This is a genomic window from Sphingopyxis sp., from assembly GCF_036675685.1.
Classification (GTDB): domain Bacteria; phylum Pseudomonadota; class Alphaproteobacteria; order Sphingomonadales; family Sphingomonadaceae; genus Sphingopyxis.
The window spans coordinates 181,521-207,342 of sequence record NZ_JAKFEM010000057.1 but is presented as its reverse complement, the minus strand read 5'-3'; the positions used below and the strand labels follow the sequence as shown (position 1 = coordinate 207,342).

Sequence of the window (25,822 nt, the reverse complement as noted above, 5' to 3'; positions counted from 1 at the left end):
GGGTCTTGGTCTTTCTTCTAATGCGAGCCTTCCCCCCTAAACCGTTCGCCCTGAGCTTGTCGAAGGGCTGTTCTTTTCTTTTGACGGCGCCAAGAGAAAGAACGGTGCTTCGACAACGCCGGATCAGGTCCGGGGACGAACGGATTGAGAAGGAAGCTCTATAACGCGCGGAGTTTCGGCAGCACCTCATCGAGAGATTTGCGGATGATGGCAACTATCTCGTCGATCTGTTCGGTCGAAATGACGAGCGGCGGGCACATCACCAGACTGTCGCGGATACCGCGCACCATCAGCCCATTCGCGATGCAGGCGTCGCGCGCCACCGGCCCTGCCGTGCCTTCGGCGCCGCCGAAGCGCGCACGCGTTGCCTTGTCCGCAACGATCTCGACCGCGCCGAGCAGGCCGATCGAGCGCGTTTCGCCGACGAGCGGATGATCGTTGAGCGTCGCCAGCGCCTTGGCCAGATGCGGGCCGGTGACGTTGCCGGTGCGCTCGACCAGCTCCTCGCGCTCGATGATCTCGATATTCTTGAGCGCCACCGCGGCACAAACCGGATGCCCCGAATAGGTGAAGCCATGGACGAAATCGCCGCCGGTCTTGAGCACCTCGACGACATGCGCCGCGACCGCGGTCGCCGAAATGGGCAAATATCCCGACGATAGCCCCTTCGCCATCGGCATCAGGTCGGGGGTGAAACCCATCGTCTCGTGGCCCCACATCTTACCGGTGCGGCCAAAACCGCAGATCACTTCGTCCGACACGAGCAGCAGGCCATATTTGCGCACCACCGCCTCGACCTTGGGCCAATAGCCCTTGGGCGGGATGATGACGCCACCCGCGCCCTGCACCGGCTCGCCGATGAAGGCGGCGCAATTTTCGGGGCCGACCTCGAGGATCTTGTCCTCGATCGCCTGGACGCAGGCGTCGCAGAACTCGTCCTCGTTCATCCCCTGCGCCTCGCCATAGGCATAGGGCTGGCGGACATGTTCGACGCCGGGGATCGGCAGGTCGCCCTGGACGTGCATCGCCTTCATGCCCCCCAGCGACACGCCCGCGACGGTCGAACCATGATAGGCGTTCCAGCGGCTGATGAAGACGGTGCGCTTCGGCTCGCCCTTCAGCTTCCAATAATGGCGCACCATGCGGAACACCGTGTCGTTCGCCTCGCTGCCCGAGGCGTTGAAGAAGATATGCGGCAGGCGATTGTTGGTGAGCGAGGCGATCTTCGCCGCGAGCGTCACTGTCGGCGGCGTCGCGGTCTTGAAGAAGGTGTTGTAGAAGGGCAGCTCGCGCATCTGCGTCGCCGCCGCCTCCACCAGCTCCTCGCGGCCATAGCCGACATTGACGCACCAGAGGCCCGCCATGCCGTCGAGGATGCGATGGCCGTCGCCGTCGTGGATGTAACAACCCTCGGCATGGGTGATGATGCGGCTGCCGCCGAGCTGTTCGATTTCGGCCCAGTCGGCCTGTGCCGGAAGGTGGTGCGCGACGTCGAGGCGGCGCAGTTCGGCGATGTCGTGATTGCGGGGCATATTTGGTTCTTCCTCAAACCCCCCTCCCGCTTGCGGGAGGGGTTAGGGGTGGGCGCGCGCGTCGGCGCGCCGGAAAGGACGAGAGGATGGAAGCTCGGCTGTGGCTCATCCCACCCCCAACCCCTCCCGCAAGCGGGAGGGGAATCCAGTCAGGGAGAAAAGCCCAGCCGCGCGAGGTAACGATTATAGCGGGTGACGCGTCGGTTCATAAGGCCCCCCTCAGCGCCTGCCCGAGCAGGCGAAAATAGGTCTGGCTTTCCGCATTGGCGTCGGTCGCCCATTCGGGATGCCATTGCACCGCGAGCAAGGGCGCGCCATTCGGCCGCGCGCTGAAGGCTTCGACGAGCCCGTCGGGCGCGCGCGCCTCGACATTCAGCCCGTCGGCGAGCCGGCCCACGCCCTGATAATGGACCGAATTCACGTCGAGCGAAGGCGTGCCATAGGCCGATGCCAGCATCCCGCCCTCGACCAGATCGACATGGTGGCGATAATCGAACATCGCATCAAATAGCGTGCCGTCGGGGGTGTGGTGGCGCAGCAGATCGCCGTTCGTCGCGGTGTCGCGGCGCAACGTTCCGCCAAGCGCGACATTGATGTCCTGAAAACCCCGGCAGATACCGAACAGCGGCCGCTGCGCCGCAATCACCGCCTTGACCAGGTCGCGCATCATGCGGTCGCGGTCGGGGTCGAACGGCCCTTCGCCCGTCTCATCCTCGCCATAACGTGCCGGCTCGACATTCGACGGCGATCCGGTGAGCAGCACGCCATCGAGCCGGCCGACGATCTCATCGGCGCGCATATAGTCGGGGAGCGAAGGAATGAGCAGCGCCGCGCAGTCGGCATGGCGCATCGCCGCCTTGGCATAGCGGTTCATCACCGCCTGCGCATATTCGGCGCCGACCTGCCGGTTACAGGCGATGATGCCGAGGACGGGGCGGGCGGACACGAGCGACGGAATCCTTCAAAAGATGAAGCTCCATTGCTGCCGATTTTCGCGCCGCTTCGCCAGCGGAATTTGCGAATTCAGGCGTATTGGCGCGCGAAAGCGGCGGCTGCGCCGAACAGGCCCGGTTGCGGATGGGTGATCAGCTTGACCGGGAGCGCGGACATGAAGCCCTCAAAGCGCCCCTTTTCGATGAAACGTTCGGGAAAACCCGAGCGCACGAGGCTGTCGCGGATGCGCAGTCCAAGGCCGCCCGCGATGACGACACCGCTCGCGCCTTGTGCCAGCGCAAGGTCGCCCGCGACGCTGCCCAGCGACAGGCAGAAACGATCAACCGCTGCCGCAGCGAGGCTGTCGCCGCCGCTCAGCGCGTTGGTCCAGATCGCTTTGTCATCGAGCCGCGGGATCGCGCGCCCTTCGAGGGCGGCGAGCGTTTCATAAATGTCAACGATGCCGGGACCCGAGACGATCCGTTCGATCGACACGCGCCGGTGTCGCTTGCGCAGCCGCGCGAGGATCGCATCCTCGATGCTGTCGAGCGGCGCGAAGTCGATATGCCCGCCCTCGGTCGCCTGCACGCGATAATCGGGGCCATCACGCCAGATATGCGCAACGCCTAGACCCGTACCAGGCCCGATGATGGTGATCGTACCGGTTACGGGAAGCGGTTCGTCGGGGCCGGTCAGCCGCTCGAAATAGCTGTCGTCCGCCTGGGCCACGGCATGGCCCACCGCCTCGAAATCATTGACGAGCACATAGCGGTCAACGTTCATCTTCTCGCCGATCAGCGCCGGGCGGATGATCCACGGATTGTTGGTGAAACGGATAATCTCGCCGCGCGTCGGCCCGGCGATCGCGATCGCCACCGCGCGCGGCAGCGCCCCGCCCTGCTGACGCTCGAAGTCCTGCCACGCGGTCTGGAAGCTCGCATGATCCTTGGTATGCAGTGTCGTCGCCTCGCCGAGCGACCTCACGCGGCCCGCCTCGATCTCGGCAATCGCAAAGCGCGCGTGGGTTCCGCCGATGTCGACTGTGACGATCCGTTCGCTCATGACTCTCCCTTGCCGGTCCATCGCGGCCGGCGCGTGATCCGGAATGTCGCATGGCCTCCGGCGATGCAACAAGGCATAGCTATGCGCGCGCCTTGCACTTTGCCCGCAACGAGCCTAGTTGCGAATTACTCGCAATAATGGAGATGGAACCGATGCCGGAGACCCAGACCGCGCCGACCCACGACTGGAACGGCGACAGCGGCGACCGTTGGGCAGCCAATATCGAGCGGTTGGACCTGATGCTGGAAGATTTCGGCGAGGCCGCGATCCTTGCCGCCGATGCCCGGCCCGGCGAGCATATACTCGACATCGGTTGCGGTTCCGGCACCTCGACATTCGCGCTGGCAAAACAGGTCGGACCCGCGGGTCATGCGCTGGGTGTCGACATATCCGAGCAGCTGATTGCAATCGCGCGCGCAGCGGCCCCGACCGCTGCGCCCGTCGCGTTTCGCTGCGCCGATGCAGCCAGCGCGCCGTTGCCGCAGCAAGCATTTGACCTGCTCTTCTCGCGCTTCGGTGTCATGTTCTTCGACGATCCGGTAGCGGCGTTCACCCATATGCGCCGCGCACTGAAACCCGGAGGCCGCCTCGCCTTCGTCTGCTGGCGCGGCGCGCAGGAGAATGACTGGGTCCGCCTGCCGATGGCGGCGATCCGCGACATCGTCGAGCCCGCCCCGGCCGACCCCTATGCCCCCGGTCCCTTTGCCTTTGGCGACCGCGACCGACTGGCGGGCATCTTGATGGCGGCCGGTTTTGCCGACGTCGACATCGCGCCGTTCGACGCCAAGCTCGCTTACGGGCACGGCGCCACGCGCGACGAGGCAATCGACGATGCGCTGGACATGGCCTTCCAGGTCGGTCCGCTGTCGCGCGCGCTGGCCGACCAGCCCGACGATATTCGCGCCCGCGCGGCGATGGCCGTCCGCGCCGCCTTTGCCGAACAGCCCGGCGACACGTCGGTGCTGATCGACGGCGCGGTGTGGATCGTGACGGCGTGTAATCCAGTCCCATAATCATCGAGCTGGCAGATTCGCGAACGGCGACGTAAGGCGCGGTCATGCGGATCGCGATCATCGACACCAGCACGACGCGCGCGGCCATCATCTCCGATGGTCTGCGCGAGGCTGGTCTCGATGACCTTGTGCTGATCGATCCGGCCGGTCCGCTGGTTGCCCAGGTCGAAGCGGCGAAACCCGAAGTCGTGCTGATCAACCTCGAAAACCCCAGCCGCGACCTGCTCGAGGATTTTTTCGCGATGTCGCGCGCACTCGCCTGGCCTATCGCGATGTTCGTCGACCAGAGCGATGCCGAGGCGACGGGCGCGGCGATCGACGCGGGCGTGTCGGCCTATGTCGTCGACGGGCTGTCGAAGCAGCGGATCAAGCCCGTCATCGATCTTGCCGTGCGCAGGTTCCAGGCCTTTTCGCGGCTGCAGCGCGAACTCGACGAGGCAAAGAATGCGCTCGCCGAACGCGCGACGATCGATCGCGCCAAGGCCATCCTGATGAAGCGGCGCGGGATCGACGAGCCCGCAGCCTATGCGCTGCTGAGGGGACAGGCGATGCGCACCAACCGCCGGATCGCCGAGATCGCAGAAGCGATTGTGACGAGCGATGCGCTCTTGGGAGACATGGAATGAGCGCCGAAACATTCCGCATCGGCTTCCTGCCGCTGGTCGATGCCGCGCTGCCGATCCTTGCACATGAACTGGGGTTCGCCGCGCGCGAAGGCGTGAATATCGAGCTGGTCCGCGACATGACCTGGGCGACGGTGCGCGACCGGCTGCTCTATGGCCATACCGACGCCGCGCATATGATCGCGCCGCTCGCGATCGCCACCGCGCTCGGCCGCGACCGGCCGGCGGTGTCGATGGCGGTGCCCTTCGTGCTCGGGCTCAACGGCAATGCGGTGACCTTTTCGACCCAGCTCGCAAAGGATGTGGGGCTTGGCGAAACGCTCGGCGATCCGGCGACCATCGGCGCGGCGCTGCAGCGGGTGGCGGCAGCGCGAAAAATAGCGGGAAAGCCACTACGCTTTGGCGTCGTGCATCGCTATTCCAGCCATAATTATATGCTTCGCTATTGGCTCGCGGGCGTGGGCATCCGCCCCGACACCCATATTGACATCGTCGTCACCAGCCCACCCTTTGCCGCCGATGCGCTCGCCGCGGGCGAGGTCGACGGCATCTGCGTCGGCGAGCCGTGGAATTCGATCGCGGTAGAGCGCGGTGTCGGGCATATCGCACTCGCAACCGCGCAAATCTGGCGCCGCGGCGTCGAAAAAGTCCTCGCGATGCGCGATGCGGTGATCGACGAGCGGCGCGATGCGGTCGAGGCGCTGCTGCGCGCGCTCCATGCGGCCGCCGCCCATTTCGTCGAGCCCGGCACCGCGGAGGAAAGCGCCGATATATTGGCGCGACCCGAATATCTGGGCGCCCCGCGCGATGCGATACTGCGCGCGATCACCGACCGCATCCGCCTCGTCCCCGGCGGCGAACCGATCCATTACCCCGATTTCATGTTCCAGCACCGCGAAGCCGCCAATTTCCCGTGGCGCAGCCAGGCCGCGTGGCTCTATTCGCAAATGCTCCGCTGGGACGGCGCGGCGTATTCGGCAACCGATGCCGCGACCGCGGCCGCCGTGTTCCGGCCGGACATTTACCGCGCCGCGCTCGCGGGCTCGGGCGCGCCGCTGCCGGGAGCGAGTTCGAAGCTCGAGGGCGGCATCGACACGCCGCTTGGCGCGGGTTCGGTGCAAGGCCGCCTGCTCCTCGGCAGCGACCGCTTTTTCGACGGGCGCGCCTTCGACCCCGACGATATTCAAGGCTATCTTGCTGATCTTCCCTAAGTTTTACCCGGCAGCGAATTTTATGCTGCACCTGCGAAATAACAGGTTGCACGGATAGGGCGAATCAGGCAGTTTAAATGCACTCGGCAGGGCTGCCGGGGCAGGACAAAGCGGCTACGGCTCCAACGACGGGGCCGGTCCGCGCGGCAGGCAGGGAGCCTTTTCCCTGCACTCCAACAGGCAATGAAGCCGTCAGGATGCGCCCGCGTGGCCGCCGTCCTGGCGGCTTTTTTATTGCCCGTCGTACAAGGGGACGGACGATGACGAATAAATCGAGTTTCTGGGCAAGCGGACATTGGCCGACGCTGGTCGCGGCCTTTCTCTATTTCGACCTCGCTTTCATGGTGTGGGTCATCCTCGGGCCGCTCGCTCCCGCCATTTCCCAGGATTTGGGGCTGACCCCGGCGCAAAAGGGGCTGATGGTCGCGCTGCCAACGCTCGCCGGGGCGGTGCTGCGGGTCGTCAACGGGTTGCTCGTCGACCGCATCGGCCCGAAACGCGCCGGCGCGATCAGCCAGGTCATCGTGATTGTCGGATTGTTCCTCGCCTGGCTCATGGGCGTTACGAGTTTCACCGGCACACTGGCGCTCGGCGTGGTGCTGGGTTTCGCCGGGGCAAGCTTTGCGATTGCCCTCCCGCTCGCGAGCCGTTGGTATCCGCCCGAGCATCAGGGGAAAGCGATGGGCCTCGCCGGCATGGGCAATTCCGGCACGGTGCTCGCCGCCCTGTTCGCGCCCGGTCTTGCGGTAATGTTCGGGTGGAACGCCGTGCTCGGCCTCGCCTGCATCCCGCTGACGATCGTCTTCTTCGTCTATCTCTTCATGGCAAAGGACGCACCGAACGCCCCGGCGCCCAAGAAGCTCGCGCATTATTTCGAACCGCTCAAGACCGCTGATGCCTGGTGGCTGATGGCTTTCTATTCGGTGACCTTCGGCGGCTTCGTCGGGCTTGCCGCCTCGCTACCGATCTATTTCACCGACCAGTTCCACCTGACCCCGGTCATGGCGGGATATTGCACCGCGGCGTGCGTGTTCGCGGGGTCGCTGGTGCGGCCGATGGGCGGCGCGCTCGCCGACCGGATCGGCGGAGTGAAGGCGCTGATGATGGTCTTCGTCGTCGCCGCGCTGGCGATCGCGGGGGTTCCGCAGGCGGACACGCTGCCCGCCGCGCTCGGTCTGTTCGTGATCGCGATGCTCGCGCTCGGAACGGGCAATGGGTCGGTTTTCCAGCTGGTGCCGCAACGCTTCTCGGCCGAGATCGGGGTGATGACGGGGCTCGTCGGCATGGCGGGCGGCGTCGGCGGCTTCTACCTCGCCTCCTCGCTCGGCTTCGCCAAACAGTGGACGGGCAGCTTTGCGCCGGGCTTCTATATCTTCGCAGGGCTCGCGGTGGCCGCACTCGCCGCGCTGATGTTCGTGAAGGGCCAATGGCGCGCGACATGGGGCGCGGCCGAAGGCGTGCGGATCTAGCCATGAACCGCACCCTTATCTTGCTGCTGGCGCTCGCGCCGGCCGGGGCGGCCCATGCCCAGGAGATCGTCCTCAAGCCGCTCGGCGAAGCGCGCCTACGCCATGAGAGCGTCGACCAGGACGGCCTTGCCGCCGACGCGGAGGCCCTGACGCTCCGCGTCCGCGCCGGGGTCGAGGCCAAGGCGGGTAGCTGGTCGGCGCTGGTCGAGGGGCAAGGCAATCTGGGACTTGTCGACGACTATTTCGACGGGCTCCACGGCGCCGCCACCCGTCCGCTGATCGCCGATCCCGACAACATCGCCCTCACCCGCGCGCAGATCCGCTATGCGTCACCCGCTTTCGCCCTCACCGCGGGGCGGCAGCGGCTGGGCTTCGACGACGAGCGTTTCGTCGGCAGCGTCGGGTTCCGCCAGAACGGCCAGAGCTTCGACGCGATGCGCGCCGAGATTACACCGATCAAGGGTGTGAAGGCCGATTTCGCCTATGCGTGGAGCGTGCGGACGATCTGGGGCATCGATGGCGCCGGCGCGCGGCAACAGGCGGTGTCGGGCGACAATTTCTTCGGCAATGTGGGTGTCGCCACGCCCGCCGGAAAACTCTCGGCTTTCGCCTATCTCGTCGATCAAGATGAGGCGGCGATGCAGGGATTCCGCATGTCGAGCCAGAGCTATGGCGCCCGCCTCGATGGAACGCAGGCGCTCGGCAAGGCGAAGCTGGCGTACCAGCTCAGCTATGCCCGCCAGTCGGATTGGCACCGCAATCCCAATGACTATGGCGCGGATTATTATCTCGCCGACGTCGCGGTCGATTTTGGAGGCCCCCGGGTCGGCGTCGGGTACGAAATACTCGGCGCCGACAAGGGGATAGCGCTCACCAGCTTCCAGACCCCGCTCGCGACGGGGTTCAAGTTCCAGGGCTGGGCCGACAAATTCCTGATCACGCCGCCCGACGGCATCCGCGATCTCTATGCGAGCGCGGGCTGGGGCTGGAAAGCGGTCGGGCCGCTGAAAGCCGTGACGCTGCAGGCGGCATACCACGACTATCGCAGCGACCGCGCCAGCCGCGCCTATGGCGATGAGATCGACCTGCTGGCGAGCGCGAAGCTCGGCAAAGTCACCGCCGCCGCGCGCTACGCGCATTACAACGCCGACGGTTTTGCGACCGACACCGACAAATTTTGGCTGCAACTGGACTGGATGCTTTGATGGAACACTACCCCCTCAAGCCCGAGGCCGACACGCGCGACCACCTCGTCGTGATCGGCAACGGCATGGCCGGCTGCCGCGCGGTCGAGGAACTCCTCGCGCGCGATCCCACGCGTTACCGCGTGACGATCTTTGGCGCCGAGCCGCGGGTCAATTACAACCGCATCATGCTCTCGCCGGTGCTCGCGGGCGAAAAGAGCTTCGACGACATCGTGATCAACGATGCCGACTGGTATGCCGCGAACGGCATCGCGCTGGTAGCGGGCGATCCGGTTGCAGCGGTCGATCGCGCCGCGAAGACGGTGACGACGCGCGGCGGCCTGATCGAAAGCTATGACCGCCTGTTGATCGCCACCGGTTCCGATCCGTTCATCATCCCGGTGCCCGGCAAGGATTTGCCCGGGGTGATCGCCTTTCGCGACATGGACGACGTCGACACGATGCTCGCCGCCGCGAATGCCGGGGGCGATGCCGTCGTGATCGGCGGCGGGTTGCTCGGGCTCGAGGCCGCGCACGGCCTGAGCCTGCGCGGGATGAAGGTCACCGTCATCCACCTGATGCCGACGCTGATGGAGCGCCAGCTCGACGAAGCGGCGGGGTGGCTGCTCAAGCAGGCGCTCGAAGCGCGCGGGCAGACGATCCTGACCGGCGCCGACACCGCCGAGATTGTCGGCGACGGCAAGGTCGAGGGGGTGAAGCTCAAGGACGGGACGCTGATCCCCGCCAGCCTCGTGGTGATGGCGGTCGGCATCCGTCCCTCGACCCAGCTCGCGCGCGAGGCCGGGCTGGCGGTCGGGCGCGGCATCCAGGTCGACGATCATATGGTCACCAGCGACCCGCATGTGCTCGCAGTCGGCGAATGCGTCGAGCATGACGGGCAGGTTTACGGCCTTGTCGCACCGCTGTGGGACATGTGCCGCAGCCTTGCCGACGGGCTCGTCGAAAAGCCGACGGGCTATCGCGGATCGGTGACCTCGACCAAGCTCAAGGTGTCAGGGATCGACGTCTTCTCGGCGGGCGACTTCTCCGGCGGCGACGGGTGCGAGGACATCGTGCTGCGCGACGCCAGCCGCGGCGTCTACAAGCGCGTGATCGTGAGGGACGACCGCATCGTCGGCGCAGTGCTCTATGGCGATACCGCCGACGGTAGCTGGTATTTCGACCTGCTCAAGAAACAGGAGGATGTCTCCGACCTTCGCGAGCTGCTGATCTTCGGCCAGGCCTTCGCCTCGGGAGGGGGCGCGGCGGACCCTAAGGCGGCCGTTGCAGCGCTCTCGGACGATGCCGAGATTTGCGGCTGCAACGGCGTCACCAAGGGCCAGGTCGTTTCGTGCATCGCCAAGGGCGCGCACAGCCTCGATGCGGTGCGCGGCACCTGCAAGGCGTCGGCGAGTTGCGGTTCGTGCACCGGCCTCGTCGAAACCCTGCTCGCGCTGACACTCGGCGACGAGGTGCAGGCGGGGCCCAAGACAATGTGCAAATGCACGAGCTTCGGCCACGACGATGTCCGCCGCGAGATCGTCGCGCAAGGCATGCGTTCGATTCCCGAGGTGATGCAGCAGCTGCACTGGACGACCCCCGACGGTTGCTCTTCGTGCCGCCCGGCGCTGAATTATTATCTGCTCTGCGCACTGCCCGGCGATTATCTCGACGACCAGCAGAGCCGCTTCGTCAACGAACGCCTTCACGCCAATATCCAGAAGGACGGCACTTACTCGGTCGTCCCGCGCATGTGGGGCGGGCTCACCAATCCGACAGAGCTGCGCGCGATCGCCGATGTCGTCGAGAAATATGATGCGCCGATGGTCAAGGTGACCGGCGGCCAGCGGCTCGACATTTTCGGGATCAAGAAGGAGGATCTGCCCGCGGTGTGGGCCGACCTCAACGCTGCGGGGATGGTGTCGGGGCATGCCTATGGCAAGGCGCTGCGCACGGTGAAGACCTGCGTCGGGTCCGAATGGTGCCGCTTCGGCACGCAGGATTCGACCGGGCTGGGCGTCAAGATCGAGCGGATGAGCTGGGGCAGCTGGATGCCGCACAAGTTCAAGATCGCGGTGTCGGGATGCCCGCGCAACTGCGCCGAGGCGACGATCAAGGACTTCGGCATCGTGTGCGTCGACAGCGGTTACGAACTCCATGTCGGCGGCAACGGCGGCATCCACGTCCGCGCCACCGACCTGCTCTGCAAGGTCGCGACCGAGCAGGAGGCGATGGACCATTGCGCCGCCTTCATCCAGCTCTACCGCGAGGAGGCGCGTTACCTCGAGCGCACCGCGCCTTGGATCGAGCGCGTCGGCGTCGACTATGTGAAGGCGCAGATCGCCGACGATCCGGTCGGCCGCGAGGCGCTGCGCGCGCGTTTCCTCTACTCGCAGAGCTTTTCGCAGGACGATCCCTGGGCGCAGCGCGCCGAGGGCGCCGAGGCCGAGCATCATGCGCCGATGGCGCGCTTTACCCCGCAGGAGGCACTCGTATGACCACCGCAGAATGGCTCGACATCGGCTGGGTCGATCAGATCCCGGTGCGCGGCAGCCGGACGGTGCAGGTCGCGGGCGGCGACGACATCGCAGTGTTCCGTACCGCCGAGGGCAAGGTTTTCGCGCTGCTCGACCGCTGCCCGCACAAGCATGGGCGCCTCAGCCAGGGCATCGTCCACGGCGGCGCGGTCGCCTGCCCGCTGCACAATTGGCGGATCAGCCTGTCGACCGGCGAGGCGCTCGGCGAGGATAAGGGTTGCACCCCGACGGTGCCGGTCAAGATCGACAGCGGCCGCGTCCTCATCTGCCGCGCGAGCACGTTGAAGGCCGCCGCCTGATGGTCGAGGCCGTCCGCACCACCTGCGCCTATTGCGGCGTCGGCTGCGGCATCCGCGCGACCGTCACCGGCGCGCGCCAAGTGGAGATTGCAGGCGACCCCGATCATCCGGCGAACCGCGGGCGGCTCTGTTCGAAGGGCACGCATTTGGGCGAGACCGTCGGACTCGACGGCCGCCTCCTCCACCCCATGATCGGCAAGAAGCGCGCGAGCTGGGACAAGGCGCTCGACCTCGTCGCGAAGAAGTTCAAGGACACCATCGCGCGGCACGGCCCGAACAGCGTCGCTTTCTACGTCTCGGGCCAGCTCCTCACCGAGGATTATTATGTCGCGAACAAGCTGATGAAGGGATTCATCGGCACCGCGAACATCGACACCAATTCACGCCTCTGCATGTCGAGCGCGGTCGCGGGCCATATGCGTGCCTTCGGCGAAGACATCGTCCCCGCGACCTACGACGATCTCGACGCCGCCGATCTGATCGTCCTTGTCGGGTCGAACACCGCCTGGTGCCACCCGATCGTCTATCAGCGCATCCGCGCGCGCTGCGAGGCGGGGGCGAAGCTGGTCGTCATCGACCCGCGCCGCACCGAAACCGCCGAAGAAGCCGACCTTCACCTGCCCGTCCGCCCCGGCAGCGACATCGCGCTGATGAACGGGCTGCTGCAATATTGCCGCGAAGCGGGCGCGACCGACGAGGAGTATCTTGCCGCGCATGTCGCGGTGCCCGCCGATTTCTGGGACCAGCTTGGAGAGGGGAACGACCTGTGGTCGGTGGCGCGCACGTGCGACGTGCCCGCCGCCGACCTCAGGCGTTTCTATGAGCTGTTTGCGGCCACTCCGCGCACGGTCACGATGTTCAGCCAGGGGATCAATCAGTCGACGTCGGGCACCGATCAGGTGAACGCGATATTGAACGTCCATCTCGCCACCGGCCGCATCGGCAAGCCCGGAGCCGCGCCCTTCTCAATCACCGGCCAGCCCAACGCGATGGGCGGGCGCGAGGTTGGCGGGCTCGCCTCGACCCTCGCCGCGCATATGGATTTCGCACCCGAGAGCCGCGCGCGCGTCCAGCGCTTCTGGGCCGCGCCGGCGATGGCAGAAAAGCCCGGGTTGAAGGCGGTCGATCTGTTTCGCAGTATCGGCGAGGGGCGCATCAAGGCACTGTGGGTGATGGCGACCAACCCCGCGGTGTCGATGCCCGACGCGAATCGCGTGCGCGAGGCGCTGGCGGACTGCCCCTTCGTCGTCGTCAGCGACGTCATCGAGCAAACCGACACCGGCGCTTTTGCGCATGTCCGCCTGCCCGCCGCCGCGTGGGGCGAGAAGGACGGCACCGTCACCAACAGCGACCGCACGATCAGCCGCCAGCGCGCGCTATTCGCGCTCCCCGGCGAGGCGATGCCCGACTGGTGGATCGTCAAGGAGGTCGCGCGGCGCATGGGGTGGAAAAACGCCTTCACCTACGATCGGCCCGCCGACATCTGGCGCGAGCATTGCCGGCTGTCGACCTATGACAATGACGGCGCACGCCTGTTCGCGCTGCCCGGCGGGGGACAAGGCGGCAATGCGGCTTATGACGCGATGACGCCGTTTCGCTGGGGCGGTGACCATATCTTTTCCGACGGACGCTTTCCCACCGACGACGGACGCGCGCGGCTGGTTTCGATCGCGCAAAAGCCCCTGCCCGCGCCGCTCGTCAAATGGCCGCTGACGCTCAACACCGGCCGCTATCGCGACCAGTGGCACAGCATGACACGCACTGGCCTTGCCCCCAAATTGGCGCGCCACCGCGAGGAACCGCTGGTCGAAGTGCATCCGGGCGATGGCGCGCGGCTGGGGCTGACCGATGGCGGGTTGGCGCGCGTCGCGACGCCGCAGGGCGACAGCATCTATCGCACCATCTTCAGCAGCGGCCAGCGGCCGGGCGAATTGTTCGTGCCCATTCACTGGACCGACCGCACGAGCAGCGGCGGGCGCACCGGCCTGCTCTCGCGCCCGCTGGTCGATCCGATTTCGGGCCAGCCGGGGTTCAAGTCGACCCCCGCCTCGATCGCGGCGGTCGCGACAAAATGGCGCGGCTTCCTGTTGCTGGCGCGCGAACTCGCCGCCCCCCCCGCCTGTCTGTGGGCCACGCGCGTTGCGGTTCCTTCGGGCGCGTTGTGGGAGCTCGCCGGCAACGGCGACCTTGGCCGCATCGAGGCGCTGCTTCCGAGCGGCGAACGGATCGAAGCGCGGGACGCGGCGCGCGGCACACGCCGCGTCGCCGTCGTAGCGGGCGGGCGCCTCGCCGGCGCGCTGTTCGTGACCGAAAGCGGCGAGTTGCCGCCGCGCGACTGGCTGATCGCGCAGCTGACCGCGCCCGACGTCGCTCCGACGCTGCTCGCCGGGCGGGCACCGGGAGTGCAGGCCGATCGCGGGCCGATCGTCTGCGTCTGCTTCGACATCGGATTGAAGACGATCGCCGCGGCGATTCGCGACCAGAGCCTCACCGACGTCGCGGCGATCGGCGGCGCCCTGGGCGCCGGGACCAATTGCGGTTCATGCCGCCCCGCGCTGGCGCGCATATTGGCCGAGGAGACAAGCGATGCAGCCTGACGATTTCGCGCCGGGCACCGTGTGGCTGGTCGGCGCCGGCCCCGGCGATCCCGAGTTGCTGACCCGCAAGGCCATCCGGCTGATCGAAACTGCCGATGTGGTGTTCACCGATGCGCTGGTCGGCCCCGCCGTAGTGGCCCTGATCCCGCCGCATATCGAGCGCGTCAGCGTCGGCAAGCGATCGGGACGTCATTCGAAGGATCAACGGTCGATCGACGCGCTACTTGTGGCCGCCGCGCTGTCCGGACGGCGCGTCGTGCGCCTGAAGGGCGGCGATCCGTCGCTGTTTGGACGCTCGGCGGAGGAAATGGCGGCGCTGCGCGCGGCGGGCTGCGCCGTCCATGTCTGCCCTGGCGTAACCACCGCCAGCGCCGCGGCGGCGTCCGCGGGCATATCGCTGTCGCTGCGCGGCGTCGCACGCGATGTCCGCTTCGTCACGGCGCATAGCCGGCGCGGCGCCACACTCGACCTCGACTGGACAGCGCTGGCCGCCTCTGGATCGACGCTCGCCTTCTACATGGGACGCGACGCCGCGCCCGAAATCGAGCGCGGCCTGCGCGCGGCGGGAATGCCCGCCGCGACGCCCGTGCTCATCGCCTGCAATGTGAGCCTGCCCGACGAAAAGCAGCTCGCGACGCGGCTCGATCTGCTCGGCCTCGCCACCCGGGCGCTGGCCGCCGATGCGCCGACGCTGATCCTTGTCGGCGAGGCGGTGGGGCAAACCGGGCGCCCGGCGGCGATCGTCGCCGTTCCGGAAACGACTGCCCGCTGCAAATAGGCCCAAACGGCACCGCCACGGCTGCGCGATCGTCAAAAAACTCCCCTTAGGGGGAGGTTTATTGCAGTTTTGAGGGGAAATGGCGCACCCGGAACGATTCGAACGTCCGACCCCCAGATTCGTAGTCTGGTGCTCTATCCAGCTGAGCTACGGGTGCGTGGAGAGGCGCCTTTAAGGGGTGGGGCGCAGGGGCGCAACCCCCTATTTCAGCTTTGTGACCGTGGCGCAGGATGACTGGCGGCGCGCGGCATCGAGCGCACCGATTTCCGCCGGATCCTTCAGCAACAGCCGGATCAGCGCGATGCCGCGATCATAGTTCGTGCGCACGACTTCGGCGCCCTTGGGCACCGCCTGTCCGCCCCGCGCCAGAACGATTCGATACGGCTTGCCGCCCGCCTCGACATCGTTGCGCACGAAGATGACGTCGGTCGCGGCATCGAAGATGCTGAGCGAGCTGTAGCGCCCGGGCACCGGCGTCACATCGACCGCGAGCGGCCCTGCCGACAGGTCATAGGGGCAGGTCGAATAAGCAAGGTCAGGGCTCGGCCGCACGACCGGCTGGCGCTCGGGCGTCGCGAGATTGCCATAGGCCATGCGGTTGATGCCGCCCTGCCCCAATCGGTCGACCGCGACATTCATCAGGCCATAAGGGATGGCGGCGATTGCCGCGTAGCCCGTGGCGACAGCGACGAGGAGGCCGAAGGCGAGCGGGCCAAGCCAGTTACGCATCTCAGCAGCCCTCCTTCACGATTTGGGGAAGCGCGGCCTTTTTCGGATCGGCGCGGAAGCCCTTGCCGGGATTGTACATGCGCAAGGTCAGATGGAAGGGCTGGCCTTTCGCTCCGGGGAGCCATGCGCCCTCGGCCGGTTTGGTCGGCGCTATGGTAACGCGCCATTCGCCCCTGGCGTCGAGCGCGACATTGGCGCCGTTGACCGACCAGATCTTCGCCGGGTTGGCGACGAGATAACCCGCCTCGTCATAAATGGTGACGCTCCACCAGCGCGCATCGAGCGGAGTGCCGGAGAGGCGGTAGCGGCAATTTCCGTCGAGCGGTCCGCCCGCGGCGTCGGTCTTGGCCGACCAATAGACGGTTTCCTTTGCCGGGAGCGCGAGGAGGCCGGCGCGCGCGACGGCGGCACGAGTGACCGGATCGGTCGCCTTGGTGCCGTAGCCGAGCGAGGTCGTCCACGGACCGTTGACGATCGCGCCGCTGCTGAGGCCGCTGCCGGTCATCCACCAGGCGGCGCCGAGACCCACCGCCAAGCCGCCCACCAAAGTGATCGTATAGCGGTGCCAGCTCTTCATGCGCCCTATCCCCGTTTCAGTGCCGCCTGTGCTGCCGCCAGACGTGCGATGGGCACACGGTAGGGCGAGGCGCTGACATAGTCGAGGCCGGTTTTTTCACAGAAGTGGATGCTCGGCGCGTCGCCGCCATGCTCGCCGCAAATGCCGAGCTTGACGTCGGGGCGCGTCTTACGGCCGCGTTCCGCCGCGAGCTCGATCAGCTGGCCGACACCCTCGACGTCGAGGCTGACGAACGGGTCGGTCAGGAATATCCCCTTGTCGACATATTGCGTCAGGAAGCGGCCCGCGTCGTCGCGGCTGATGCCGATCGTCGTCTGCGTCAGGTCGTTGGTGCCGAAGCTGAAGAATTCTGCGGTTTCGGCGATCTCGCCCGCCATCAGCGCGGCGCGCGGCAGTTCGATCATCGTGCCGACGAGATAGGCGATCTCGCGGCCCTTTTCGGCGAACACCGCCTTGGCCTGGGCGTCGACGACCGCCTTCATCAGGTCAAATTCGCGGCGCGTCGCGACCAGCGGGATCATCACCTCGGGGATCGGCGCGGCGCCGGTTTCGGCGGCGACGTCGCACGCCGCCTCGAAGATCGCGCGCGCCTGCATCTCGTATATTTCGGGATAGGTCACGCCAAGGCGGCACCCGCGATGACCTAGCATCGGGTTGAATTCGTGGAGTTCGTTGGCGCGTGCTTTCAGCGCCTCGATACCCACCCCTGCAGCCTCGGCCACGTCGGCAAAGTCCTCTTCGCGCGTCGGCAGGAATTCGTGGAGCGGCGGGTCGAGCAGGCGGATGGTGACGGGCAGACCCGCCATCACGCCGAAGATCGCGGCAAAGTCGCCGCGTTGCTCGGGGAGCAATTTCGCGAGCGCGACGCGGCGGCCGGCTTCGCTGTCGGCGAGGATCATCTCGCGCACCGCAGTGATGCGCGCGGCGTCGAAGAACATATGCTCGGTGCGGCAAAGCCCGATGCCCTCGGCGCCGAAATCGCGCGCGACCTGGGCGTCCTGCGGCGTTTCGGCGTTGGCGCGCACCTTCATGCGGCGGACCTTGTCGGCCCACACCATCAGCGTGCCGAAATCGCCGACGAGTTCGGGGAGCAGCGTCTTGACTTCGCCCGCCATCACTTCGCCGGTCGAGCCGTCGAGGGTCAGGATGTCGCCTTCGCGAAGTTCACGTCCGGCGACGCGGAGCACGCGCGCGTTGCCGTCGATCGACAGCCCGCCGGCGCCCGAGACGCAGGGACGCCCCATGCCCCGCGCGACGACCGCGGCGTGGCTGGTCATCCCGCCGCGCGCGGTCAGGATGCCCTTTGCCGCGTGCATGCCGTGGATGTCCTCGGGCGAAGTTTCGACACGGACGAGGATCACCGCTTCGCCCATTTCGGCGGCTTTTTCAGCGCTGTCGGCGGTGAACATGATCTTGCCCGACGCCGCGCCGGGGCTGGCGGGCAGCCCCTTGGTCAACACGTCGCGCGGCGCATCGGGATCGAGCGTCGGGTGGAGCAACTGGTCCAGCGCTCCCGGATCGACGCGGCCGACGGCTTCCTCTTCCGAAATCAGCCCCTCGGCCGCCATGTCGACGGCGATCTTCAGCGCTGCCTTCGCGGTGCGCTTGCCCGAACGCGTCTGGAGCATCCAGAGCGTCCCGCGCTCGACGGTGAATTCGATGTCCTGCATGTCGCGATAATGGCGCTCGAGCGTGTCGAAAACCTGGCCGAGTTCGGTGAAGGTCTCGGGCATCGCCTCTTCCATCGAGAGCGGCTTGGCGCCCGCTTTCTCGCGCGCAACCTTCGTGAGATATTGCGGGGTGCGGATGCCCGCGACGACGTCTTCGCCTTGGGCATTGATCAACCATTCGCCGTACCAGGCGCGCTCGCCGGTCGCGGGGTCGCGCGTGAACGCCACGCCGGTCGCCGAGGTGTCGCCCATATTGCCGAACACCATCGCCTGTACATTGACCGCGGTTCCCCATTCGGCGGGGATCGAGTTCAGCCGGCGGTAGACTTTCGCGCGATCGCTTTCCCAGCTCGCGAAGACGGCGCCGACCGCGCCCCACAGCTGGTCGTTCGGTTCCTGCGGAAACGGCGCGCCGGTCTCGCGCTCGACGATCGCCTGATATTCCTTGACGAGCGCCTGCCAGTCTTCAGCCGACATCTCGGTGTCGAGGTAGAAACCCCTGTCTTCCTTGGCAATTTCCAGCGCTTCCTCGAACTCGGCATGGTCGAGGCCCATGACGACGTCGGCGTACATCTGGACGAAGCGGCGATAGCTGTCCCATGCAAAACGCGAATCGCCCGACGCGTCGGACAGGCCGACGACGGTCTTGTCGTTGAGCCCGAGGTTGAGGACAGTGTCCATCATCCCCGGCATCGACACGCGCGCGCCCGAGCGAACCGAGACGAGCAAAGGATCGGCGGGATTGCCGAACTTCTTGCCGGTGATGCCTTCGATATGCGCGATGCCCGCGGCCACCTCTTCGATCAGCCCCGCGGGGAATTGCTCGCCATTGGCATAATAGGCGGTGCAGACGTCGGTGGTGATCGTAAAGCCCGGGGGCACGGGCAGGCCGATCGAGGCCATTTCGGCGAGGTTAGACCCCTTGCCGCCCAGCAATTCCTTCGAGCGTTCGGCCGTCGTCGCGTCGCCGCCGAAAAGATGCACCATCGTCGTCATATGTAGCTCCTGCTGCCCCGGGGAGGAGGTTGCGGCTGGATAGGGTTGAGAAGGCTTATCGTCGATTCAGTTTTACTTCGTTCGCTGCAATGCGGCCGGTGCGTCAGCTCTCGATCTTCGAGAAATCGGCGACGCCATGCACCGCGCCGGTAAATCGCGCGAGCAGGCCGAGGCGATAGGCGCGGACCGCTTCATCGGGGTCGTTTACCATTACGCCGTCGAAAAAGGAGTCGATCGGGCCGCGGAGCGTTGCGAGCGCGGCCATGGCGTCGGTGAAGCGTTCTTCGGTGACGGCAGCGGAGGCCGCGGGTTCGGCGGTGTCGAGGGCCTTGAGCAAGGTCGCATCGGCATCGGTCGGCGGCGACGTGGCCGCGGTGGCGGTCATCTCGCCCGCCTGTTTCAGGATATTCGCAGCGCGCTTGTAGCCTGCGAGCAGGTTGGTGCCGTCCTCGGTCGCCATGAAGGCCTGCAACGCCTTCACGCGGGCGAGAAGACGAACGAGATCATCCTCGCCGCCGAGCGCGAACACCGCGTCGATCAGGTCATGGCGGACGCCGGCTTCGCGCTGCTGGACCTTTAGACGATCAGCGAAGAAATCGAGGAGTTCGGTAGTCCCTTCCCCCGCCTTCATCACAATTTTGTGGCCCTCTTCAGTTGCGCTCGGCAATGAAGTTCGCAAAGCCGCCACAAGCGCCGCGTTCGCAGCGGATTCTCCAAAGCTGGACTTCAGCTGAGTGAACAATCCGGCAGCGACTTTGGTGAGCGAAGGTTCTGATCTTTTCAGCAAATAGATGGCATGCTGAAATAGCGGTTCACCTAGCTGCATACGAGTATTTTCAGCCATAAGCAGTTGGATTACCCCAATAGCAGCCCGTCGAAGGGCAAACGGGTCTTTTGATCCGGTTGGCTTCAAATCGTATCCAAAAAACCCAACCAGCGTATCCAGCTTATCCGCCAGCGCCACGGCCACCGTCACCGGCGCAGTCGGTACGTCGTCGCCCTGCCCGACCGGCTTGTAATGGTCGCGGATCGCATCGGCGACCGCGTCGGGCAAGCCTTCGGCGCGGGCGTAATAGCCGCCCATCAGGCCCTGCAATTCAGGAAACTCGCCGACCATTTCGGTGACGAGGTCGGCCTTTGCCAGCTCTGCCGCCTGCCGCGCGAGCGCGGGATCGCAGTTCGGGACGATGCCTTCGCTCGCCAGCCATTCGGCGAGCTTCGCGACGCGCTCGACCTTGTCGGCGACGGTGCCGAGCTTTTCGTGGAAGGTGATGTTCGCCAGCTTCTCGGCGTGCTGCGCGAGCGTCTTCTTCTGATCCTGTTCCCAGAAGAAGCGCGCATCCGAAAGCCGCGCCGCCAGCACCTTGCGGTTGCCCGCGACGATCTCCGCGCCGCCATCGACCGCGTCGATGTTCGCGGTGCAGACGAAGCCGTTCGCCAGCTTGCCGCCCGCATCGTTCACGACAAAATATTTCTGGTTCACGCGCGCCGTCAGCTGGATGACCTCGGGCGGCACTTCCAGAAACGCTGCGTCGAAGCGGCCGAGCAAAGGAACCGGCCATTCGGTGAGGCCGGCATTCTCGATCACCAGCCCCTCGTCCTCGACGAGGCTCAGCCCGACGTCGGCCGCGGCCTTGGCGGCGCCGTCGCGGATGATCGACTGGCGTTCCTCATGGTCGACGATGACGTGGCAGGCGCGGAGCTTCTCGGCATAGTCGGATGCCGAGCCGATGGTTATCTCGCCCGGGCAGTGGAAGCGGTGGCCGCGCGTCGCGAAACCCGCCGAAATCCCGCTAACTTCACACGGAATCAGGTCTTCGCCGAAGATTGCGACGATGCCCGATAGCGGGCGCACCCAGCGCAGGCTTTCGCTGCTGGCGCTTTCCTTGCCCCAGCGCATCGACTTGGGCCAGGCGAAGGCGCGGACGATCGCGGGGATTGCGTCGGCGAGCAGTTCGGCGGTTGCGCGGCCGGGTTTGTCGATGACGGCGAAGTACACGCCGTCGCGGTCTTCGAGCTGATCCTGCGTCAGCCCGGTCTTGCGCAGGAAGCCCTCGAGCGCCTGCGGCGGCGCGCTGCTACGCGGGCCTTTCAGCTCCTCGCTGACCGCGGCGGTCGCTTCGGGCAGGCCCTTGGCGATCAGCGCAAGGCGGCGCGGGGTCGACCAGATGGTGAGTTCGCCGGCTTCGATGCCCGCAGCGGTCATCTGGGCGCGGAACTGCTTGTCGAGCTCGGCGCGCGCGCCGGCCTGCATCCGGGCGGGGATTTCCTCGCTGCGCAGTTCGAGAAGAAAGTCGGTCACAGCGTCCACCCCGGATATTTAGCGGTCCAGCGTTCTGACTGGCTGTCGATCCACGCCTTGCAGCTGCCCTTTGCGAGGTCGCGGACACGCGCCATATAGTTGGCGCGTTCCTGCACGCTGATCACGCCGCGCGCCTGAAGCAGGTTGAACAGATGGCTCGCCTCGATCGCCTGGTCATAGGCCGCGAGCGGCACGCCGGCTTCGATCGCGCGCTGGCATTCCGCCTCGGCGGCCTTGAAGCCCGCGAACAGGCTATCGGTGTCGGCGACCTCGAAATTCCATTTCGAGAACTGCTTTTCATTCTCGAGGAAGACGTCGCCATAGCTGATCCCCGATACATCGCCGACGGGATCGGAGAAGCGGAGGTCGTACACATTGTCGACATTCTGGATATACATGGCGAGGCGTTCGAGCCCGTAGGTGAGCTCGCCCGCGACGGGCTTGCAGTCGAAGCCGCCCATCTGCTGAAAGTAAGTGAACTGGGTGACTTCCATCCCGTCGCACCAGACTTCCCAGCCAAGCCCCCACGCGCCGAGCGTCGGCGATTCCCAGTCGTCCTCGACGAAGCGGATGTCGTGGAGCAGCGGATCGATGCCGATCGCCGCGAGGCTGCCCAGATATTGGTCTTGCAGGTCGGCGGGCGATGGCTTCAGGATCACCTGATACTGGTAATAATGCTGGAGGCGGTTCGGGTTCTCGCCATAGCGGCCGTCGGTCGGCCGGCGGCTCGGCTGGACATAGGCGACGTTCCACGGCTCGGGACCGAGGCTGCGCAGCGTCGTTGCCGGGTGAAAGGTGCCCGCCCCGACGCGCATGTCATAGGGCTGCAAAATCGCGCAGCCGCGCGCACTCCAATAGGCATGCAGCGTCAGGATCATGTCCTGAAAGCTGAGTGGTGTCTTGTCCGCCCCTTCGGCCACGGCCGCAATTCCTTCGCAGGTGCAAAATCGTCGCCGCATTGGCGCAGCGGGGGCGCAGGGTCAAGGCTCCCCGCCGCGCGCTTCATCACGAAAATGCGCGACTTTGTCAGGGTTCCAGAACTTTTTGTAAGGCGTTGTTGACATAGTCAGCGAATCGCGACATATAGTCATGGAAACCTGACATAAAGACAGGTGGACGTGACCCATACCAAGCGATCCAAGGAGATATAGATATGTTGACCCGCACGATGATCCTCGCCCTCTCGCTCACCATCGGCGGCCTTCCCGCCGTCGCGGCCGAAACCGAAAGCGCATCCGCCACCGTCCGCGTCGACGACCTGGACCTGACCCGCGCAACCGATCGCGAACGCCTCGACGTCCGCCTGAAGAATGCCGCGCGCCGTGTTTGCCACTCGGGTCTTCGCGGCCTGACCGAAGCCACCCGGACGTCGCTGTGCGTTTCCGCAGCCCTCGCGCACGCCGAACCGCAGGCCGCACGAGCGATTGCCCAGGCGCAGGGCGGCACCAGGCTGGCGCTCCTGATGGTTCAGGCCGCCCGGTGACGGGCCGGATAGCCATTCGACGGTTTCGTCCTGGCCACACCTCCCCGGTAGCGGCCGACGACCTGAGCTGGAGCGCTCTCGCGGACGATGGCGCTCCAGTCTCCTGCTCCACGAATGACCGCCCCCGATCGTCCGCCGCGAACCCGGTCACGCCGAACCCATCGAGACAAAAAATTCCCCTTCCCCGACATTTCAATGCTCTATGGGACGCGATACGGGTTCGGGTGAAAATGCTGGCGAGGCGCCGATGAACAACAAATTGAAAGTGCTGCGCGCGATGCGAAACTGGAGCCAGGCCGAGCTGGCCGACCGGCTCGATGTTTCGCGGCAAGCAGTGAATGCGATCGAAACGGGAAAATACGACCCGTCGCTCCCGCTCGCTTTCAAGCTCGCGCGGCTGTTCGAGATGCCGATCGAGGAAATCTTCGATGATGAATTTGAAGGATCCAACAATGTCTGAGCGCGAAAAAGCTAAGCGCCCGATGTCGCCGCGCCGCAAGCGTTACCTGACGGCGATCGGTCTTTCCGGACTGATCGGCATCATCATGGGGGCGTGGTCGCAAGTCGACAATTTCGACGAACACGCAAGGTTTGCATTACTCAACAATTCGCCACTGACGCCCAGTTTCGCGATCGGCGCGTCGATCCTCTGGATTGTCGGGCTGATTGTGTGCCTCTTTATCTATCACCGCGCCGTCGATGACCATGAAGAGCGCGCTTATCTGTGGGCGGGCCTCGCTGCCTGGTACACGTTCGTCCTGTCGGCGCCGACATGGTGGGTGCTGCATCGCGCCGACCTTGCCCCGCCCGTTGACACGATGCTGCTGTTTTTGGGCGCCATGCTCGTCAATTGCGCCGTATGGCTGTGGCTCAAGTACCGCTGATCTTTTCCCTCTCCCCTTCCCCATCCCCTCCGGCCATAAGGCCAGCAATGAAAGGTGATTTCTCCATGAAAACCTGGTTCAAGATGCTCGCCACCACCTGTGTGGCCGTCCCCTTCGCGCAGTGCGCACTGATCCCCGGCGGCAATATCGCCTCCGCCGCCGAACCTGCCGCAACGGTCGCGCCGGCGGCGAGCGCCCCGGCAATGACCGACGCCGACCCCGCGCTGTGGGTGGTCAAGGATGCGGACACGACCATCTACCTGTTCGGCACCGTCCATGTGCTGAAGCCGGGCCTGAGCTGGTTCGACGAAGCGGTAAAGACCGCCTTCGATAAATCCGACCAGCTGATGCTCGAATTGGTGATGCCCGACGATCAGGCGGCGGTCGCGAAAATGATGATGCCGATGGCCATGGACACGACTGGCAAAACCATCCCGTCGCGCCTGACCGAAGGAGAGCTGAAAGCCTATCAGGCGGCGATCACCGGTTTCGGCCTGCCCGCCAACGCCTTCGACACCTTCGAACCCTGGTTTCCGGCGATGACCTTGTCGGTGCTGCCGCTGACCAAGCTCGGTTATGATCCCGAGCAGGGCGCCGAGAAGCTGCTGACGAAATTTGCCAAAGCGGACGGCAAGCCGATCGCGGGGCTTGAAACACTGGAAGAACAGCTCGGCCTTTTCGATACTTTGCCCGAAACGCAGCAGGTCGCCTTCCTCAATTCGGTGGTCAAGGATCTCGACAAGCTCGGGCCGACGCTCGACAAGATGGTCGTGCTGTGGGCCAAGGGCGATCCCGACGGGCTGGCCGTGGCGATGAACGAAAGCATGGCCGCGACCCCCGAGCTCGCCAAGACGCTATTGTGGGACCGCAACGCCCGCTGGGCCGACCAGATCAAGACGCGAATGGACCAGCCCGGCACCGTCTTCGTCGCGGTCGGCGCGGGGCACCTCGCGGGCGAGAAGAGCGTGCAGGATTATCTGAAGGCGCGCGGGCTGACCGCAACGCGGGTCCAATATTGAAGCGCGACAGCCATCTTGGCCGGCATCGGGGTCGCCGTTTTGCGGCGGCCCTTTTGCCGTGCCTGCTTCTGGGCTGCAGCACCGCCGAGCCAGGGCCGCAGGCGCGCCCGGCGATGTGGCTGGTCGAGGATGCCGACACGCGCATCTATGTGCTCGGCACGATGCACGCGCTGCCCCGCGGCACCGACTGGGACGAGGGCAAGGTCGCGGGTGCAATTCGCGAGGCCGACGAACTGGTGGTGGAATTGTCGCCCGCCGAACTCGCCGCCGCCGGCGATATGTTCCAGAAACTCGCCCCCCGCAACGCGCCGCTCGCGATGGAAGCCCGGCTCTCGGGCGCGGCGCTGACCCGCTATCGCGCGCTGGAGGCGAGCGGGGACGGATTCGGTGGCGAGAGGTTCGACGACTGGGCGGTGATGGTGCTGATGGGACAGCGCGTCGCCCGCAATGCCGAACTGTCGTCCGCCGACGGCGTCGAAACCAGGCTGACCGCCGAATTCGAGGCGGCGGGCAAGCCGATCGGCGGGCTTGAGACCGCAGAGGCCCAATTGATGCTGTTCGAAACGCTCGACGCCGCGACGCAGCGCGCGCTGTTGACCCGCGCCGCCGAAGAATCGGGCGACGCGGTGAAAGAGGTCGGCATCCTGACCGCCGCCTGGGCCTGCGGCGATGTCGCGGCGCTGGACAGGGTGATCAACGAGGATGTCGACGCCGTGCCCGCGGCGCGCAAGGCGATCATCACCGACCGAAACCGGCGCTGGAGCGCGTGGGTGAAGACGCGGATGGGGCGACCCGGAACGGTTCTGATGGCGGTCGGCGCGGGGCATCTAGTGGGGAGTGACGGGGTTCCGGCGATACTGGAGGCCGAAGGGATGAAGGTCAGCCGTGTGCAATGAACGCACCTACGCTTGCATTTCTGCCACT

22 protein-coding genes and 1 tRNA gene are annotated in these 25,822 nt (G+C 66.0%); 14 read left to right on the top strand and 9 right to left on the bottom strand.

What is annotated here, in order from left to right:
* Positions 1 to 158: 158 nt before the first annotated feature.
* The 3 genes from V6M50_RS19550 to V6M50_RS19540 all read right to left on the bottom strand — a co-directional run bounded on the left by V6M50_RS19550 (position 159) and on the right by V6M50_RS19540 (position 3,527).
* Positions 159 to 1,532, bottom strand: coding sequence for an aspartate aminotransferase family protein (locus V6M50_RS19550; protein WP_332820252.1), 1,374 nt, complete (start codon positions 1,530 to 1,532; stop codon positions 159 to 161).
* Between the two features lie 205 nt (positions 1,533 to 1,737).
* A complete protein-coding gene (locus V6M50_RS19545; RefSeq protein WP_332820251.1) occupies positions 1,738 to 2,478 on the bottom strand; it encodes a gamma-glutamyl-gamma-aminobutyrate hydrolase family protein in 741 nt (246 codons plus the stop codon).
* Between the two features lie 77 nt (positions 2,479 to 2,555).
* Positions 2,556 to 3,527 carry a glucokinase gene (locus V6M50_RS19540; RefSeq protein WP_332820250.1) on the bottom strand — a complete coding sequence of 324 codons (972 nt, stop codon included), beginning with the start codon at positions 3,525 to 3,527 and terminating at the stop codon, positions 2,556 to 2,558.
* A 152-nt stretch (positions 3,528 to 3,679) separates the two neighbouring features.
* Here V6M50_RS19540 and V6M50_RS19535 point away from each other — a divergent pair, with 152 nt between their 5' ends.
* The 9 genes from V6M50_RS19535 to cobA all read left to right on the top strand — a co-directional run bounded on the left by V6M50_RS19535 (position 3,680) and on the right by cobA (position 15,238).
* On the top strand, positions 3,680 to 4,540 hold the full coding sequence (locus V6M50_RS19535) for a class I SAM-dependent methyltransferase (protein WP_332820249.1): 861 nt from the start codon (positions 3,680 to 3,682) through the stop codon (positions 4,538 to 4,540).
* Positions 4,541 to 4,584: 44 nt separating this feature from the next.
* Positions 4,585 to 5,166, top strand: coding sequence for an ANTAR domain-containing response regulator (locus V6M50_RS19530; protein ID WP_332820248.1), 582 nt, complete (start codon positions 4,585 to 4,587; stop codon positions 5,164 to 5,166).
* Positions 5,163 to 6,374, top strand: a complete 1,212-nt coding sequence (locus V6M50_RS19525) for a CmpA/NrtA family ABC transporter substrate-binding protein (protein WP_332820247.1) — start codon at positions 5,163 to 5,165, stop codon at positions 6,372 to 6,374. Before V6M50_RS19530 ends, V6M50_RS19525 begins: the two co-directional genes overlap by 4 nt.
* A gap of 260 nt (positions 6,375 to 6,634) precedes the next feature.
* On the top strand, positions 6,635 to 7,843 hold the full coding sequence (locus V6M50_RS19520) for a nitrate/nitrite transporter (RefSeq protein ID WP_332820246.1): 1,209 nt from the start codon (positions 6,635 to 6,637) through the stop codon (positions 7,841 to 7,843).
* A gap of 2 nt (positions 7,844 to 7,845) precedes the next feature.
* Positions 7,846 to 9,048: a hypothetical protein gene (locus tag V6M50_RS19515; RefSeq protein WP_332820245.1), complete on the top strand. Its 1,203-nt coding sequence runs from the start codon at positions 7,846 to 7,848 to the stop codon at positions 9,046 to 9,048.
* Positions 9,048 to 11,525 (top strand): nitrite reductase large subunit NirB, encoded by a 2,478-nt coding sequence (nirB, locus tag V6M50_RS19510; protein ID WP_332820244.1) that lies wholly within the window; start codon positions 9,048 to 9,050, stop codon positions 11,523 to 11,525. Before V6M50_RS19515 ends, nirB begins: the two co-directional genes overlap by 1 nt.
* Entirely contained in the window at positions 11,522 to 11,863 is a 342-nt protein-coding gene (gene nirD / locus V6M50_RS19505) for a nitrite reductase small subunit NirD (RefSeq protein ID WP_332820243.1), read from the top strand. Before nirB ends, nirD begins: the two co-directional genes overlap by 4 nt.
* On the top strand, positions 11,863 to 14,460 hold the full coding sequence (locus tag V6M50_RS19500) for a molybdopterin-dependent oxidoreductase (protein ID WP_332820242.1): 2,598 nt from the start codon (positions 11,863 to 11,865) through the stop codon (positions 14,458 to 14,460). The genes nirD and V6M50_RS19500 overlap by 1 nt, the downstream gene beginning before the upstream one ends.
* The gene (gene cobA / locus V6M50_RS19495) at positions 14,450 to 15,238 is read left to right on the top strand and encodes a uroporphyrinogen-III C-methyltransferase (protein ID WP_332820241.1); all 789 of its coding nucleotides are present in this window, start codon (positions 14,450 to 14,452) and stop codon (positions 15,236 to 15,238) included. The genes V6M50_RS19500 and cobA overlap by 11 nt, the downstream gene beginning before the upstream one ends.
* 80 nt (positions 15,239 to 15,318) lie before the next feature.
* Here the strand turns inward: cobA and V6M50_RS19490 are convergent.
* The 6 genes from V6M50_RS19490 to V6M50_RS19465 all read right to left on the bottom strand — a co-directional run bounded on the left by V6M50_RS19490 (position 15,319) and on the right by V6M50_RS19465 (position 22,390).
* A tRNA-Arg gene (locus tag V6M50_RS19490) sits at positions 15,319 to 15,395 on the bottom strand.
* 44 nt (positions 15,396 to 15,439) lie between these two features.
* Complete coding sequence (locus tag V6M50_RS19485; RefSeq protein WP_332820240.1) at positions 15,440 to 15,967, bottom strand: DUF1254 domain-containing protein; 528 nt, start codon at positions 15,965 to 15,967, stop codon at positions 15,440 to 15,442.
* A 1-nt stretch (position 15,968) separates the two neighbouring features.
* A complete protein-coding gene (locus tag V6M50_RS19480) occupies positions 15,969 to 16,544 on the bottom strand; it encodes a DUF1214 domain-containing protein (RefSeq protein WP_332820239.1) in 576 nt (191 codons plus the stop codon).
* Between the two features lie 5 nt (positions 16,545 to 16,549).
* A complete protein-coding gene (ppdK, locus tag V6M50_RS19475) occupies positions 16,550 to 19,210 on the bottom strand; it encodes a pyruvate, phosphate dikinase (protein ID WP_332820238.1) in 2,661 nt (886 codons plus the stop codon).
* A gap of 103 nt (positions 19,211 to 19,313) precedes the next feature.
* Positions 19,314 to 21,512 (bottom strand): glycine--tRNA ligase subunit beta, encoded by a 2,199-nt coding sequence (gene glyS, locus V6M50_RS19470; protein ID WP_332820237.1) that lies wholly within the window; start codon positions 21,510 to 21,512, stop codon positions 19,314 to 19,316.
* Positions 21,509 to 22,390, bottom strand: a complete 882-nt coding sequence (locus V6M50_RS19465; RefSeq protein WP_332820294.1) for a glycine--tRNA ligase subunit alpha — start codon at positions 22,388 to 22,390, stop codon at positions 21,509 to 21,511. The genes glyS and V6M50_RS19465 overlap by 4 nt, the downstream gene beginning before the upstream one ends.
* 275 nt (positions 22,391 to 22,665) lie before the next feature.
* Between V6M50_RS19465 and V6M50_RS19460 the strand changes: the two genes are divergently transcribed.
* The 5 genes from V6M50_RS19460 (at position 22,666) to V6M50_RS19440 (ending at position 25,794) form a co-directional block, all read left to right on the top strand.
* A complete protein-coding gene (locus V6M50_RS19460) occupies positions 22,666 to 22,995 on the top strand; it encodes a UrcA family protein (RefSeq protein WP_332820236.1) in 330 nt (109 codons plus the stop codon).
* Positions 22,996 to 23,242: 247 nt separating this feature from the next.
* Positions 23,243 to 23,455 carry a helix-turn-helix transcriptional regulator gene (locus V6M50_RS19455; RefSeq protein WP_332820293.1) on the top strand — a complete coding sequence of 71 codons (213 nt, stop codon included), beginning with the start codon at positions 23,243 to 23,245 and terminating at the stop codon, positions 23,453 to 23,455.
* A complete protein-coding gene (locus V6M50_RS19450) occupies positions 23,448 to 23,879 on the top strand; it encodes a hypothetical protein (RefSeq protein ID WP_332820235.1) in 432 nt (143 codons plus the stop codon). Before V6M50_RS19455 ends, V6M50_RS19450 begins: the two co-directional genes overlap by 8 nt.
* Positions 23,880 to 23,944: 65 nt before the next feature.
* Positions 23,945 to 24,898: a TraB/GumN family protein gene (locus V6M50_RS19445; protein WP_332820234.1), complete on the top strand. Its 954-nt coding sequence runs from the start codon at positions 23,945 to 23,947 to the stop codon at positions 24,896 to 24,898.
* A 53-nt stretch (positions 24,899 to 24,951) separates the two neighbouring features.
* Positions 24,952 to 25,794 (top strand): TraB/GumN family protein, encoded by an 843-nt coding sequence (locus tag V6M50_RS19440; protein ID WP_332820233.1) that lies wholly within the window; start codon positions 24,952 to 24,954, stop codon positions 25,792 to 25,794.
* Positions 25,795 to 25,822: the final 28 nt, after the last annotated feature.